Here is a 12,591-nt window from a genome sequence, read left to right on the forward strand (position 1 = left end):
CCACCCCCTTTTGTCTATGGAATAAATACAAGTTTTCCAGTTGCTTCTTGTACCGCTTTTTTAAACATTTCTTCGTCTGAATTACTATTAGATAAATGTAATAAATGAATCTCCTGAACTTGCGAAAGATCGTTAGATTTCAAAAATTCGAGTACGTTTTCAAGACTAAAATGTGATGCTTTAATTCTTTTTGCAAGGAACTCATGTATCATTCCACGCTCGATGTTTTCATCAAGAATTGCTTCTGAGTAATTTGCTTCAATCATCAAATGCGTAAGTCCTGAAAATTTGTATTTAACGTAGTAAGTATCAGTAGCAAAAAGTAACTTACTACCGTTGTCGCTCTGAATAAGGAAGCCATGATTTTCAACATCATGCTTTACATCAAACGGTAAAATATTAAAACTTCCAACACTGAACTGCTGCTTGTTTGTATATTGCTTTATGCGGTTATGCTGTATGCCTATTTCGCTTGCAGTTGCATTTGACATGTAAACGTCCATCGAAGCATCAAGCGCACCTTGGACACCTTTACAGTGGTCTTTGTGTGAGTGACTAATTAAAGTAGCTGCTATTTTCGAAGTTTCATAGTTTAAAGCTTTTTGAATTTGCTTGAAGGTGATACCGCACTCAATAATTAATTGAGTACGGCCATCGTCAATCATGTAACAGTTTCCGGTGGATCCAGTTGCGATTGTTTTTATGGTAATTACCATTCGGGTACATTAGATGCCTTAACAGGCTCTAATACCTTTTCTTGTTGCGCTTCGAAGTTGTCTATGATTTCACCTGTATTCACGTCAACAAATTCTTCTTTCCCATTCGTTGCTGGAGTATCACGCTTGTCCTTTTCGGGTTCAGGCGTAAAATCGAGTGCTTCTGTATTGGCTTTTTCATTTATTTCATGCTGAGGGTTAATCTCTTTCCGTTCGTTTTCATTGTCGTACTCGTTTTCAGTTGAGTTATTAATGGCTTGGACAAGTAAATCGCTATCGTCACTTGTGTTAATAAAGGCTTTGGCTGCTCGATTGATTACAGTACGTTTTGCCATTTCTTGTGGGAACTTTTTGTGAACTGCTTGCTGAGTCTTCGATTGACTCCAAGACGCTTCAAACTCTTTTCTAGTCATAACAGTTAGTAATTCTTCATCATCTGCTGTCTGGATCACTGCATACGCTCCAATGATGTTTTTATCTCTGTTTTCAAATGCTGTTTTATGTGTGACTAGCTTTTCACGGCCTCTATCATTTTCGTAATCAAATACATCATCTTGGTAAATTACGTTAGCCCAAATGTCCTTAACGTTAGTTAGGCGTTTGAGAACGGCTTGTGTGCCGAAGTAAGAACGATTCAACTTGCAAACATCGCCGTATTTGATAAAGTAACACTGCGTTTTTGCCGGGCTTAGACCTTGCGTCACCATATCTAATAGCGCATTCGCAACAGAAGCTTTAGAGCAAAGGGTTAGTAGGTTCCCTCCGGAATTGTTGCTTAGTGCGAAGAACGCACTCTTTAAGGCGTTGCTGTAGTTGTAGTTAGCTGGCAACACCAAGCCTTCTTCTTGCAAATTAACTAAGGCATTATTTACATCGTCTGTAATGTCTTTTTGAATTAGTGCTACTGATTGGTTTTGATTAGTCATTTATTATTCCTCCATGTCGCTTTATTTTGTTTTGTCGCTTAATAAATAACTTCTGATTTTCCAAGAAATTTAGTTCATCCAGAGCGACAGGCACCCGTAATTCATCAAGTTCTTTCATCGTTTCGGCATTTTGAATTCGTTCTTTTAACAGGTTCATCAGATTGCCTCCTTGATTTGTTGCACGTCAGTTTCAATCCGTAATTCCTTGTCCTTTTCAGAAACTACCAAACTAATAAGTTGTGAATCTGTATCCGCTAACTTCGTAACAGCTTCGCTATTGTCAACAAAGATTGGAGCGCGAATGCCGAAATGCTCCGTTAATGTATTAATAATGTCGATTCCCACGTTGATTCGAGCAGCGTTGTTCAGACCGCTTGAATAAGGGACTCCTAAATACGTAACTTCACAAACTTCTTGCAAACCGCCATTTACTTGTGTGTCGAACAATTTAAATCGTGCATACTTAAATTTCGAGTTAATCTTTTCAGTTAAAAGTTCAACTTTCGAACGGGTAAATTCTTCTGTTAGGAATAGTTCGCCTTCCAGTTTTTCAAATTCAGCAGCTAAATCTTTCTGTTGTTCTTCAAGTTCACCGATACGTTTAAGTGATGCGGTTACTTGTGCTTGTTTTGCGATTTGAGCATTGAGCTCATTGCGTTTGGTACGTAGTTCAGCAACTACTGTCTCGATGTCTGAAACGGCGCTCTGTGTATTTTCTTGTAGCGACTGGATTTCTTTTTCGATTCCAATTATTTCGGCTGCTTTATTTACGTATTTATCACTTCTTCTAGCATTCACAACAGCTTCTCTCAGCGTGTTAAGTTCAGTTGTTAACTTAGTTAGAACTTTGTCCTTCTCAACGATTTGAGACTGTAGTGACGTTACTGATTCCTTCAATTTCTCGATTTGTTCAAATGTTTGCGACTTATCTTGCGAAATCGATTTTCCAAGTTCGTTAATGCGTTCCAGTACGTTTGCTTTCGAAAGATTAAATACCGCAAGCGCCTTTTCTTTTGCAGCTTCAACATCTTCAACTGGTAAGGATTGCTTGCAAGTCGGACACTCACTATCAGCTGAATGTTCATATACAAGCTCGTTTTCAGTAGTCCAGTTTTTACGAAGTTCTACTAGTTTTTCATCAAACGAAACAACATCTTTTTCTAAAACACTTTTTCTGTGTTCTGCATCATCTTGTTTCCGTTGCAGATTGGCCACATTTGACTGCTCTTCTTGAATTTTCGCCTGTACTTGGAATCCTTTTTCAACTGATTCAGATTCAAGTTCGCGTTTTATAGATTCAAGATCCATTTCAATCTGCCGCAATTCGTTCTGCTTACCAGTTATTGCTGAACCGTTTTTAATGTTGTTAATTTGAGTAGCGTTTTCATCAAGTTCTTTTTCAATTGAAGCAATTTCTTTCTCTATAGAAGGAACGTCGATTTCCGCATCCGATAAAGAGTTGTTTATCTCGTCAATTCGAACCGGAATCATGTTCAACTCTTTGTTGATTTCGGCACGCCGTGCAGCAATGACTTTTTTATGGTCTTCGATTGTGCGCCCTTTTAATATGGTTGGAAGGTCTTTCAATTTGCTGTTATAAACAAGTACATCCTCATCTTCAACATCCCCACACACTTCAATTACCGTGGCTCTGCGGTCTTGCCATTTCAACTGTTCAGTGAAAAAAGTTGGAGATGTAAGCAGCTTGAAAGCTTCTTCTTTTACTACTGAATCCACTTTGTCGGTATACTCTTTTTTCTTGACTGGAACACCATTGATATAGTGATCTGTTTCATGTCCGGTAAATTCAGCCATTGGTGCACCGCGTTTCTTTGTCCACTTTTCTTTGTAGACCTTTCTAAGCGACAGCGATTGTCCATCTACATGGAATAATGCTTCAACCTCATGCTCCAAGTTGTTAATTTCTTTACCGTCAACGAGCGTCTTGATTGCAAAGTCTGCGCGATTGTTGCTGTCTTTGTTAAACAACAACCAATTAAATGCGTCTGGCACAGTAGTTTTACCAGTTCCGTTGTCACCAAATATCTTTACGTCACCACCACTTAAATCAATCGCGAGATTTTTAATACCCTTGAAATTTTTCAATGATAGATTCATTAATTTAATTTCCTTCATGTGGTCCATCAAATTCCCAACAACACCATCAACTACAGTAATATCTTTTTTTTCCATCATTCTTCCTCCTCGTAAATAGGATTATTTATAAATAATTGTTTTCTTGCGTCCGAATTTGTCAAGATCGCTTAACTTAACAGCGTAAGTTCCGTTTGTATCTAATTCGTGAAATTTTTGCCCCGTCCAAAGGAGATGATGATTTTCAATTACTTCCTCTTTAGTGTATTTTTCGCACCCCTCGATATCCATTGTGTAACCACCGAATGAGCGATTTTCATCGTCTTGCGTTTGGTTTCCCCAAAACATTAAGATGTCTTTGTTGTACGACCATTTCCACGAAAGCAGAACATACTCTCTATCCTTACTAATTTCCAAAACATTCCCTCCTTGTCATTTGAGGGATTCCTATGTAATATGGAAATAAGAGATTTATATAGGAACCCGAACTCGCTGCTCTAACAGCGGGTTTTATTTTTGTTTAGATTCACCTAACAACTTTTCTAATCGTTCGAAAATCATTTCTTGAACTTTCACGAAAGTTTCTTTTGCGCCCTCTTTATAGCCAATTTCGAAATCATCGTCTTGTTTTGTGATTTTGATATCGGCATACTTGGATTGAATATCCCTATTTAAAGCAATTAACTCTTCGCTGACTTTTAAGTGGCTAATCCTTCTCACCTCTTCCATTTTCAAATTCAACCTCGCGATCCATTTCTTCTGAATGACAACCCTCACACGTCATTGGATGCCCTGCGCTTTCTCCAAGGTATTCTCCACAAATCAGGCAACAAGAACCTTCCAGAATCATTTCAGCGTATTCACCCATTAAACCACCTCCAAATAATCGATAGTTTCAGATGCTTTACGGATCGAGTAAACACTGACGTTCTCTCCCCAAGTTTCTAAAAACATTGTAGCTGCAGTTAATACGCAATCTTTTTCAGTAGAAACAAAGTAAGGTTTACTTTCTTCCATTGCTTGAATTTCCCAGTGGTATGTTTTTTTCGTCATTCGTTTTCACCTCTCTTTTCTTGCTCCAGTTGCCAGGTAGCGTATTGCCACATCATTCCCAAGAAGAAAGCGAGAAATGGAGCAGCATATATAAGAACAAAACCCTTTTCTATGAGTGTTAGCATTTTAACGCTCCTTTCTGATGGATTGAATCCCATCAAAGCATCCATGAACCAGACCAATATTTGCCGTTAATAAGAGGAGGTAATTAACGACAAGTTCATGGATGCTTTGAGAGGAGCCAAAGCTCTCTCTTTGTGTTATACTTTTAGCAGAAGTTTTATTTCGTTAGCCGATTCGACATTCCCGTGTCAGTCGGTTTTTTTTGTGTCTACAATCTGGAATCATTTGAAACGTGACACCTTTTCTTAATAGCTCATTACAAAGATTATTTAGTTTCGCTTCGTATTCTTTAGCCGATTTCATGACTCGTAATTTTTGAAGTGATTGGTACTGGTTAAGCGTTCTAGCGATTGCTTCGTCTATGGAATCAGACCAAAGATTCATTTCTATCTTTTCGTTCTGATGCAGCACTAACTTCTTTAACTCCATCATTTCTTCGATATCTTCTTTCTTGTAATCTTGTAATTTCATGACTTCCTCCTATTAAAAGAATTTGATAAACCCGCTTATTACTGATGTGCCAAACGTAGCTAAAATACTCGTTAGTATCGTCACACCTTCAATGCCAGCTATAAATGCAACAAGTACATCTTGCGAACCTGTAGCCATTGCCCACCTTTGAAACATCGACATGGGAAGTTCTCTTCTGTCATTTTCAAATCGAGATACATCTGCTTGTTCAATGTTTAGTTCATGTGCTAAATCTTCTTGCGTCCAACCTTTACGCATTCGACAAGCTCTTAATATTGCGCCGTAATCCATATGCTCACCCCCTTTTATGTCAAATCAACATAGGGAATCTACTTATCTCTTGGTATAGTTAAGTTGTAAGTGAGACCCCTCCTTGCAACTTCGCAATACAAACTACTTATAAACTTCGATTCATAAGGGGCTTGCCCGCCCCTCCTCATTCATGCTGCTTTTCTAGGTATCCAAGCGTTGACATATCCTATTGCCGCTTGGAGATCCTGTCGCTTAACATCTTTATATGAAGCAACACCGAAACGATCTTTGATTTCCCGATATAGTTCGCTAAAAAGTTTTGGTCTAAATTGGGGATGTTTTTCAATCTCGTATATTTTTCTAGAAACCGCTTTTTGCAATCCTCTTTGTTCCCCATGGTCCAGCGTGATTTGGTTTTCTACTTTATCCTTCAAAACTGCAACATCTTCTTTTAAGGTTTCTACATCTTCGGACGTTTCAAGGCTTAATCTCATGGATGCTTTTAACTGCTCGTCCTTACTTAAAACTCTTGGAGCGGTGAGTGTCTTCTCCATTTCTTCGAATCTAGTAACATATGTCGCCGTAAACAGAATCCCTTTTTCGCCAGTTAGTTTGTTAGCAACCATATCGCAACCGATTTTAGTAAGATGGTAACAAGGAAATACTTGGTTTCTACTATTCTTGTAAGTAGACTCAACGAAGAATTTCTCACTCCCGTAATCTTGGGATTGAAGAACTTCGACGTACTTTCTAATATCTGCGAGTAGGTGGTCATGTCTTTTCTCGACCATCTCTGCAACATCTCGGCTATCTGTAACTAGTTGTCCATTGATAGAGACTACTTTTAAATTATTCATTAACACTTCCTCCTTTTAGTAGGCTTTCTGACCCTCTCTGTCGAATAGTGGCAAAGGGGGCAACGGAAATCAGGGGTGCCATATGGAAAAATTAGATTTAAACTCTTTATTCGGTGATGAAGAATTAGATATTGAATGTCCTGAATGTAATCATGAGTTCAAAGTGAAATTTAATCTCGTCATGAATGATGGTGATGAAGTGAAGTGTCCAAGTTGCAGCGAGGACATTACCATTGTTCACGACGACGAAACCAAGAAAACTATTTCTGATAGCACTAAAGGTCTTAAAGAATTAGAAGATGCTTTTAAGAATTTCGGTAAATAACTACTAAATAATTAGTTGCCCCCTACCACTATCTTTTTTATCACTTCTGTTTTTTTGAGAATCCGATCAACCTGCCTTTCCAGTTCGTCCAGATCTTCTCTCATTTGTACAGTGTCAATTTTTAAAACTATCTTCGCTTCTGTTTCCATCCCTCTCACCTCCTATATAGAAGATTTCTAAATCCCCACTCATTTGCGCCTGTCAACGCGTTTATTTTTTTATTCCCACTCATCCATGATTTCTTGCATTGCTTTCTTTGACGGTTCGTAAAACCAAAATCGCTTTCCTCTTGGCTTCTGCCTTTGAACCAAACGCATTCGTGGATCGTGTAAAAATTCTTGTTCAAGAAACGATTTACTCATACAAGTTCGCTTTACCATTTCATCGATATCCCACGTAAACATTACTTCGCGAAAAGTTTCATCCAGCTTTTCATTGATTTGATTCCTAATTTCATTTTGGTCAACCACTACGTTGACTTGGGCGATTGACATTCTTCTCACCTCCTATACGACTTCTTCTATTCTCATTTCATCAATAACGGATTCCGTTAGTTCATTACTAAAAAAAATTCCTATATCAATGTCTAATGCTTTCGACAACACTTTCAGCCGTTCAACGTCGATTCTCGATTCACCATTTTCCATACGACTGTAAGTCATCGGAGTAACATTTAACTTATTAGCTAAATGAGATTGTGTGACACCTTTTGCATTTCGAATCTTTTTTAAATTATCGTGAACCATTTCCTCACCTCCATGACTAACGTTATCCGTTAATTAGTACTATACTAACAGTTCCCGTTAATGTCAACCATTTTAATTACTAAACTCTCATATACCGTTAGTTATGTATCTATTTCCGTTAGTTATTAGTATTCTTACAATAAAGGAATGCAGAAAAGGAGACCGCTATGGATATAGGATCAAGAATAAAAACTAAAAGAAAAGAAAACAGACTCACTCAAATAGAATTAGCTAAACGAGTAAGTGTATCTTCCCAAGTGATTTCTAATTGGGAGAGGGGTTATTCGGACCTTAGCTCTGATGATGTTGCAAGACTAGCTGAAGCCCTTAACTGTTCCACTGAATACTTATTAGGCATAATAAATACATCAAAACCGGATTGGAATTCAAAACTTCCGGATTTAACTCCAAAAGAAGAGCGAGATTTGGCTATCGACTTAGAAAAAATGATTAACAATCTAGAACCAAATGGTGCATATTCACAATTTGATGGTCAAACAATGGATGATATGGATGAAGAAGATCGAGAATTATTGAAAGCGTCACTTGAAAACTCTTTACGTCTAGCCAAAAGAATGGCTAAACAAAAATTCACCCCTAAAAAATATAGGGATTAAAAACCGGTTAGGGGTGGAATTCGTTGCCTAAAAAAGAAGCGTTCAACCTCATAAAAAAATATGATACTAACAATCCGTTTGATATCGCTAAACAAAAAGGTATCGTGGTCATACACGAACGTTTAGGTAGCGCTCTTGGATATTATAATTCCTATAAGCGAATACAATTTATCCATATCAATGATAGTATCGATGAAATGCTATGTAAATTTGTGTGTGCGCATGAATTAGGACATGCAATATTGCACCGTGATGCTAACACCCCTTTTTTGAAGAAAAACACCTACCTTTCTATAGATAGAATAGAGGTTGAGGCTAATACTTTTGCGGTTGAGCTGTTATTGCCTGATAAGATAATCTATCAATATGAAGATAGTAGTTTATCAATTAGTGAAATTGCTAGTATATACGGTGTACCAGAAGAAATTTCACACCTAAAGAAACTAGCAAATGTTAGCCCGTTTTTTTAAACACGTATTAGTTATATTGTATCAAGTTAAGTTCATGAGATAAATTGCTTAGGAGGGATGCTGATGGATTTATTCTTATTTGTAGTGGGTTTTGTTATATCACTTATCGCGATCGGTTTACTGCTCGTGAAAGTATTCACAAAAGAACCAAAAAAGAAGATGTTAATATTTCTTGCTACCGGCATTGTATTCTTAGTTACAGGGGCTCTCATCGGTGGAGCGAACATGACACCGGAGGAAATAGCTGCTAATCAGGAAAGAAGTTTAGAAAAGGCTGTGACGAAGGAAGAAAAGATTGAATCAGAACGGCTTGAGAAAGAGAGAGTAATAGAAACCGAAAGAAATAAGCAAGAGGCAGAAAATCAAAGAGAAAAAGATGAAGTATTTAAAAAGGAAGAGAAATTAAAAGTTGAAAAAGAAGAAGAGAAGCAAAGAATAGATGAGTTGGCCAAAGAAGAACGACAAACCGCTAAAAGAGTTGAGGAAGATGCGAAAAAAGAGAAAGATGAAGCTGAAAGACTAGCGACAGAAAAAGTCGAAAAAGAAGCGGACAAGAAAAAACAAGACGAAGAAAAGAGTTCAACTGTTCAAGCAAACTCTAAAAATATTGTTTACGGAGTTTTTAAAAGTGGTGATGACAAAATCGGTGAAACTGTAATGAGTGTCGAATTCGATGAAGATGAAAAAGCTGTAATGATAACCGTTAAAGGAAAAGATGGCTGGTCAGAAAAATCGATAGGTTTAGGATTTTATGAGGATTCCACTGCTGTGTATCGTGAGTTAGCGAAAGATGAACGCATTGAAGAGGCGTGGCTCACGATAACCTTTCCGATGAAAGATACATATGGGAATGTGAAGGTCAAGGAAGTAATGGGTACTTGGATGTCGCGAGAAACCATGGATAAAATCAACTGGAGTAGCTTCGATTATCAAAAATTACTCGATGTTGTAGATGGTAAGAGGATATATCCGCAGTTTGTTCAATGAAACAAATCCAGCACAGCCTTTCATAACATGATTGTGTGACTTGCTACGCTTGAGTGGTTTGAATGATTCTATAATTTAAAGGGAGGAATTGGAATGGAACTACTTTCTTCAATAGGCTTATTAGCCTTTATGGGAGCATTAATGTATTTGGTTTACCACTTTATAAGAAAGATAAAAAACAAAAAACGTAGATTGCCTAAGAAATATTTCTACTCAGTATTAATAGGTGGGTTTCTATTATTTGGGATTACTGATTCATTTACAGACACAAGCGTACAGGATGCGTTAGATGAATCACTGGAAGAAAATATCACGTTAGCCAACGAGAATAAAAAATTAAAAACTGAAAATAAGATACTTGAAGAAGAAAATTTAAAACTTACTACGGAGAATAAAGAGACGAATAACGAGATTGAGGAATTAACATTGAAGTTAGCTGATTTCGATAAAACTCAACAGGAACTTAAAGGCCTGCAAACTGCACATAAAGAAAAAACAGATGCATTAGAGAAAGAAATTGCTACTTCCAAAGCTGAAGTTGAGACTTTGAAGACACAAACTTCTAATAAGAGCGTAAACACAACAGCAAGTTCAACTAGTACTACCCCTTCTGCCCAAGCTAAAACACCAGTATCTACATCTGGTGGGTCCGAATGGTTCCAAAACTGTACTGAATTACGCAAGAAGTACCCAAGCGGTGTTGCCTCTGACCATCCAGCATACCAATCTAAGATGGATCGCGATAAGGATGGCTATGCTTGCGAGAAATAGGTTTGTTGTTCCTCCGCCCTACCCAGGACTTTTCTTTTAATACCTTAAATATACATAAGAACAATTTTAGATTCCGCAGCTGATGAAGCTGTATTAATATCAGATATTGCGGATTACTTTGTTGTAACTGATGAATTTGCTAGTTACCGCATGGAGCTAGTATTTAATCAAAGGGTTGACGCTATTTCTACATTGCGTGGGAGATTGGCTACGCTTGAGTGGATTGAATAACATTAGTAATGCCTAGGGCTTTTCATCATAATCAATTAACTCACAACATAAAGAAAAAAGAGTTGTTGGGGGTTTTACTCCCCGCCCCACCCTACAAACACGACGCCCATCGTGTAATTTTTTTACTTTGCTTGCAGTATATCAAGCTGTTCGGGCGTGGGGATGGAAAATTAAATAATAATAACAATGACTTTTATTAATATTACTTCCCCAAAGTAAAGAGTGCCCTAGAATTTTTCAGGGGATTTACATGTTATTCTACGCACTTAGTTGCAACTCATTAGTTTAAAAAGTTATTATAGGTGGTGATACTATGTTCAAGGCTAAAAACTTACCGTCAAGTTGCCCTCCGGCAGACGTCATAGAGAATGACTTGCCAAACGTCTATAGGCTAGTCAGCAAAATTCCATGTGATCAGGACTTTCTTACAGCTGTCGAACTTGACACTCCCTTTCATGAAAAAAGCAGATGTGTAGCAAACGCCCTTTCGTTTTTTACAACATACAACAGGGCTGAAGATATGAGTAAAAAATTTAAAAAGTTTAAAAAACCAAATCATCACTTGCTACTTGGTAATCTTACAAAAGAATGTGGGATACATAGAATTAGAAACGAGCACATAAGTTTATGGGTATACAAAAATGTAGATATTAAAAACATTTTTATGAAAGGAGGAAATGATAGTGAAAATACTTGACTATAAAAGTTATAAAGACTTGGAAATAGTCAATATTTTCGAGTTCTATGACCAACCACTTTTTTATATAGCAAAGTCAATAGAAGAAGACTTCTTTTTATTTTATTTTATTGACGACAGCCATATTGGTAGTGAGTGGTTCGTAGCCCAAATAACAAGAAATGAGATTCGCAAAATTGTTCATAATCAGATTGGTGCATTGGATTATTTGGAATCTCTACTAAAAAAAGATAGGCTCTTCAAATTGAATCTCAAGACAAAGGATATCGAAAATCCTACCTTGGACTTCCTTAAGGTTGATAAACACAATTTAGATATTAGTGAATTTCCAGATGAAAACTTCTTTGCGGAGTATGACTATTTTACCGAGACTGAATTAGTTTATATTCCGGAAAAAATATCAATAAAGGACAAATTTAAATTAGTATTAAAAGACGAAGTCAATTCCCACATTGTCGATGCAGAATTTCTAATTAGTACTTTAAGCCATATTACAAAATCCCTAACCTCATTTATGCACGATAGTTTGAAAGATAATTTCGGCACTAAGGAAGCCAGCGCTCAAAAAGTGAATTTAAACGTCATTGCCTTTCAACCATCTTCTTTTGGCATCTGGTTTGAAATTGAAAATGAAGCATTTGGTGATTTGTTTGAGTCCTCAAATAAATCCGTGGAATCTTTTTTTGAAACTATTGATCATATAAATAAAAATACTCAAAAGGATTTACATGATGATATTTATGTTGAAGGAAAATACTCTTTAGATTCTTTAAAAACAGTGAATACTTTTTTGAATGATATTAAAAAGAATGATTACTCATTGTCTATTGAAGCTTCATCTTCAGATACTACACTTAATTATGATGAGATCGAAACGGATATTAAGGTCGAATTTAATAAAGAAAACTACTTCCATCTACAAAAAGTTGAAGATATTTTAAAGAGTGAAAGTAGCGAAAAAACAGAGGAAGTAATTTTGGAAGGGACATTTACCTCAGTTAATACAAAAAGAAATGGTTTCAGACTTAGTTTTGCAAACTCACCTGATATTACCGGAAATTTTGAAACTAGTCTTTATAAAAAAATTAAAAACGCGGGACAATATAGTGTTAAAGTTCCAAGTGATATTAAAGCTGTTTTGAGTAAAACAATTATTGAAAATCACTTAATTGATGAACACCAAACAAAATATATCTTAAAGTCATTTACAAGCCTTGAGGATCTTTAATAAATGTACATAGTAATATTTAAACTC

The 12,591-nt window shown here is 36.7% G+C and carries 20 protein-coding genes and 1 pseudogene; 7 read left to right on the forward strand and 14 right to left on the reverse strand.

Features of this window, described 5'->3' with window-relative positions:
• Window positions 1-14 precede the first annotated feature (14 nt).
• From AC3RV6_RS11960 to AC3RV6_RS12010, 11 genes are all read right to left on the reverse strand, one after another.
• Window positions 15-716, reverse strand: coding sequence for an MBL fold metallo-hydrolase (locus AC3RV6_RS11960; RefSeq protein ID WP_489746269.1), 702 nt, complete (start codon window positions 714-716; stop codon window positions 15-17).
• Window positions 710-1,642, reverse strand: coding sequence for a recombinase RecT (locus tag AC3RV6_RS11965; RefSeq protein WP_489746270.1), 933 nt, complete (start codon window positions 1,640-1,642; stop codon window positions 710-712). Before AC3RV6_RS11965 ends, AC3RV6_RS11960 begins: the two co-directional genes overlap by 7 nt.
• Window positions 1,635-1,799 (reverse strand): hypothetical protein, encoded by a 165-nt coding sequence (locus AC3RV6_RS11970; protein WP_489746271.1) that lies wholly within the window; start codon window positions 1,797-1,799, stop codon window positions 1,635-1,637. The genes AC3RV6_RS11965 and AC3RV6_RS11970 overlap by 8 nt, the downstream gene beginning before the upstream one ends.
• Entirely contained in the window at window positions 1,799-3,835 is a 2,037-nt protein-coding gene (locus AC3RV6_RS11975) for an AAA family ATPase (protein ID WP_489746272.1), read from the reverse strand. The genes AC3RV6_RS11970 and AC3RV6_RS11975 overlap by 1 nt, the downstream gene beginning before the upstream one ends.
• 24 nt (window positions 3,836-3,859) lie before the next feature.
• Window positions 3,860-4,153: a hypothetical protein gene (locus tag AC3RV6_RS11980; RefSeq protein ID WP_489746273.1), complete on the reverse strand. Its 294-nt coding sequence runs from the start codon at window positions 4,151-4,153 to the stop codon at window positions 3,860-3,862.
• A 93-nt stretch (window positions 4,154-4,246) separates the two neighbouring features.
• Window positions 4,247-4,471 (reverse strand): hypothetical protein, encoded by a 225-nt coding sequence (locus tag AC3RV6_RS11985; RefSeq protein WP_489746274.1) that lies wholly within the window; start codon window positions 4,469-4,471, stop codon window positions 4,247-4,249.
• Window positions 4,443-4,604: a hypothetical protein gene (locus AC3RV6_RS11990; RefSeq protein ID WP_489746275.1), complete on the reverse strand. Its 162-nt coding sequence runs from the start codon at window positions 4,602-4,604 to the stop codon at window positions 4,443-4,445. Before AC3RV6_RS11990 ends, AC3RV6_RS11985 begins: the two co-directional genes overlap by 29 nt.
• Window positions 4,604-4,789 carry a hypothetical protein gene (locus AC3RV6_RS11995; protein WP_489746276.1) on the reverse strand — a complete coding sequence of 62 codons (186 nt, stop codon included), beginning with the start codon at window positions 4,787-4,789 and terminating at the stop codon, window positions 4,604-4,606. The genes AC3RV6_RS11990 and AC3RV6_RS11995 overlap by 1 nt, the downstream gene beginning before the upstream one ends.
• A 288-nt stretch (window positions 4,790-5,077) precedes the next feature.
• Window positions 5,078-5,383 (reverse strand): hypothetical protein, encoded by a 306-nt coding sequence (locus AC3RV6_RS12000; protein ID WP_489746277.1) that lies wholly within the window; start codon window positions 5,381-5,383, stop codon window positions 5,078-5,080.
• Between the two features lie 12 nt (window positions 5,384-5,395).
• The gene (locus AC3RV6_RS12005; protein ID WP_489746278.1) at window positions 5,396-5,674 is read right to left on the reverse strand and encodes a helix-turn-helix domain-containing protein; all 279 of its coding nucleotides are present in this window, start codon (window positions 5,672-5,674) and stop codon (window positions 5,396-5,398) included.
• A 149-nt stretch (window positions 5,675-5,823) separates the two neighbouring features.
• A complete protein-coding gene (locus AC3RV6_RS12010; RefSeq protein WP_489746279.1) occupies window positions 5,824-6,492 on the reverse strand; it encodes a Rha family transcriptional regulator in 669 nt (222 codons plus the stop codon).
• A gap of 82 nt (window positions 6,493-6,574) precedes the next feature.
• Here AC3RV6_RS12010 and AC3RV6_RS12015 point away from each other — a divergent pair, with 82 nt between their 5' ends.
• Window positions 6,575-6,817: an MJ0042-type zinc finger domain-containing protein gene (locus AC3RV6_RS12015; RefSeq protein WP_489746280.1), complete on the forward strand. Its 243-nt coding sequence runs from the start codon at window positions 6,575-6,577 to the stop codon at window positions 6,815-6,817.
• 11 nt (window positions 6,818-6,828) lie between these two features.
• On the opposite strand, the gene AC3RV6_RS12020 is transcribed toward AC3RV6_RS12015, so the two are convergent.
• The 3 genes from AC3RV6_RS12020 to AC3RV6_RS12030 all read right to left on the reverse strand — a co-directional run bounded on the left by AC3RV6_RS12020 (window position 6,829) and on the right by AC3RV6_RS12030 (window position 7,563).
• The gene (locus AC3RV6_RS12020) at window positions 6,829-6,966 is read right to left on the reverse strand and encodes a hypothetical protein (protein ID WP_489746281.1); all 138 of its coding nucleotides are present in this window, start codon (window positions 6,964-6,966) and stop codon (window positions 6,829-6,831) included.
• 69 nt (window positions 6,967-7,035) lie between these two features.
• Complete coding sequence (locus AC3RV6_RS12025; protein ID WP_489746282.1) at window positions 7,036-7,311, reverse strand: hypothetical protein; 276 nt, start codon at window positions 7,309-7,311, stop codon at window positions 7,036-7,038.
• A 12-nt stretch (window positions 7,312-7,323) separates the two neighbouring features.
• The gene (locus tag AC3RV6_RS12030; RefSeq protein ID WP_489746283.1) at window positions 7,324-7,563 is read right to left on the reverse strand and encodes a helix-turn-helix domain-containing protein; all 240 of its coding nucleotides are present in this window, start codon (window positions 7,561-7,563) and stop codon (window positions 7,324-7,326) included.
• Window positions 7,564-7,730: 167 nt separating this feature from the next.
• Here AC3RV6_RS12030 and AC3RV6_RS12035 point away from each other — a divergent pair, with 167 nt between their 5' ends.
• From AC3RV6_RS12035 to AC3RV6_RS12060, 6 genes and pseudogenes are all read left to right on the forward strand, one after another.
• A complete protein-coding gene (locus AC3RV6_RS12035; protein ID WP_489746284.1) occupies window positions 7,731-8,180 on the forward strand; it encodes a helix-turn-helix domain-containing protein in 450 nt (149 codons plus the stop codon).
• A gap of 23 nt (window positions 8,181-8,203) precedes the next feature.
• Window positions 8,204-8,650 carry an ImmA/IrrE family metallo-endopeptidase gene (locus tag AC3RV6_RS12040; RefSeq protein WP_489746285.1) on the forward strand — a complete coding sequence of 149 codons (447 nt, stop codon included), beginning with the start codon at window positions 8,204-8,206 and terminating at the stop codon, window positions 8,648-8,650.
• Window positions 8,651-8,713: 63 nt separating this feature from the next.
• Window positions 8,714-9,637, forward strand: a complete 924-nt coding sequence (locus tag AC3RV6_RS12045) for a cell envelope integrity TolA family protein (protein ID WP_489746286.1) — start codon at window positions 8,714-8,716, stop codon at window positions 9,635-9,637.
• Between the two features lie 642 nt (window positions 9,638-10,279).
• A pseudogene (locus AC3RV6_RS12050) lies at window positions 10,280-10,408 on the forward strand (excalibur calcium-binding domain-containing protein); the annotation flags it as partial.
• Window positions 10,409-10,952: 544 nt separating this feature from the next.
• The gene (locus AC3RV6_RS12055) at window positions 10,953-11,336 is read left to right on the forward strand and encodes a hypothetical protein (RefSeq protein WP_489746287.1); all 384 of its coding nucleotides are present in this window, start codon (window positions 10,953-10,955) and stop codon (window positions 11,334-11,336) included.
• Entirely contained in the window at window positions 11,323-12,564 is a 1,242-nt protein-coding gene (locus AC3RV6_RS12060; protein ID WP_489746288.1) for a DUF6575 domain-containing protein, read from the forward strand. The genes AC3RV6_RS12055 and AC3RV6_RS12060 overlap by 14 nt, the downstream gene beginning before the upstream one ends.
• Window positions 12,565-12,591 lie beyond the last annotated feature (27 nt).

The organism is Sporosarcina sp. So3-204 (genome assembly GCF_058068165.1).

Excerpts from the sequence above, each read along its gene's own strand:
- AC3RV6_RS11995 (WP_489746276.1), bottom strand. The coding sequence starts at position 4,789 with ATGACGAAAAAAACATACCACTGGGAAATTCAAGCAATGGAAGAAAGT.
- AC3RV6_RS12030 (WP_489746283.1), bottom strand. The coding sequence starts at position 7,563 with ATGGTTCACGATAATTTAAAAAAGATTCGAAATGCAAAAGGTGTCACA.
- AC3RV6_RS12045 (WP_489746286.1), top strand. The coding sequence starts at position 8,714 with ATGGATTTATTCTTATTTGTAGTGGGTTTTGTTATATCACTTATCGCG.
- AC3RV6_RS11975 (WP_489746272.1), bottom strand. The coding sequence starts at position 3,835 with ATGGAAAAAAAAGATATTACTGTAGTTGATGGTGTTGTTGGGAATTTG.
- AC3RV6_RS12010 (WP_489746279.1), bottom strand. The coding sequence starts at position 6,492 with ATGAATAATTTAAAAGTAGTCTCTATCAATGGACAACTAGTTACAGAT.
- AC3RV6_RS12015 (WP_489746280.1), top strand. The coding sequence starts at position 6,575 with ATGGAAAAATTAGATTTAAACTCTTTATTCGGTGATGAAGAATTAGAT.
- AC3RV6_RS12000 (WP_489746277.1), bottom strand. The coding sequence starts at position 5,383 with ATGAAATTACAAGATTACAAGAAAGAAGATATCGAAGAAATGATGGAG.
- AC3RV6_RS11960 (WP_489746269.1), bottom strand. The coding sequence starts at position 716 with ATGGTAATTACCATAAAAACAATCGCAACTGGATCCACCGGAAACTGT.
- AC3RV6_RS12055 (WP_489746287.1), top strand. The coding sequence starts at position 10,953 with ATGTTCAAGGCTAAAAACTTACCGTCAAGTTGCCCTCCGGCAGACGTC.
- AC3RV6_RS12020 (WP_489746281.1), bottom strand. The coding sequence starts at position 6,966 with ATGGAAACAGAAGCGAAGATAGTTTTAAAAATTGACACTGTACAAATG.
- AC3RV6_RS12025 (WP_489746282.1), bottom strand. The coding sequence starts at position 7,311 with ATGTCAATCGCCCAAGTCAACGTAGTGGTTGACCAAAATGAAATTAGG.
- AC3RV6_RS12035 (WP_489746284.1), top strand. The coding sequence starts at position 7,731 with ATGGATATAGGATCAAGAATAAAAACTAAAAGAAAAGAAAACAGACTC.
- AC3RV6_RS11990 (WP_489746275.1), bottom strand. The coding sequence starts at position 4,604 with ATGGGTGAATACGCTGAAATGATTCTGGAAGGTTCTTGTTGCCTGATT.
- AC3RV6_RS12005 (WP_489746278.1), bottom strand. The coding sequence starts at position 5,674 with ATGGATTACGGCGCAATATTAAGAGCTTGTCGAATGCGTAAAGGTTGG.
- AC3RV6_RS11965 (WP_489746270.1), bottom strand. The coding sequence starts at position 1,642 with ATGACTAATCAAAACCAATCAGTAGCACTAATTCAAAAAGACATTACA.
- AC3RV6_RS11970 (WP_489746271.1), bottom strand. The coding sequence starts at position 1,799 with ATGAACCTGTTAAAAGAACGAATTCAAAATGCCGAAACGATGAAAGAA.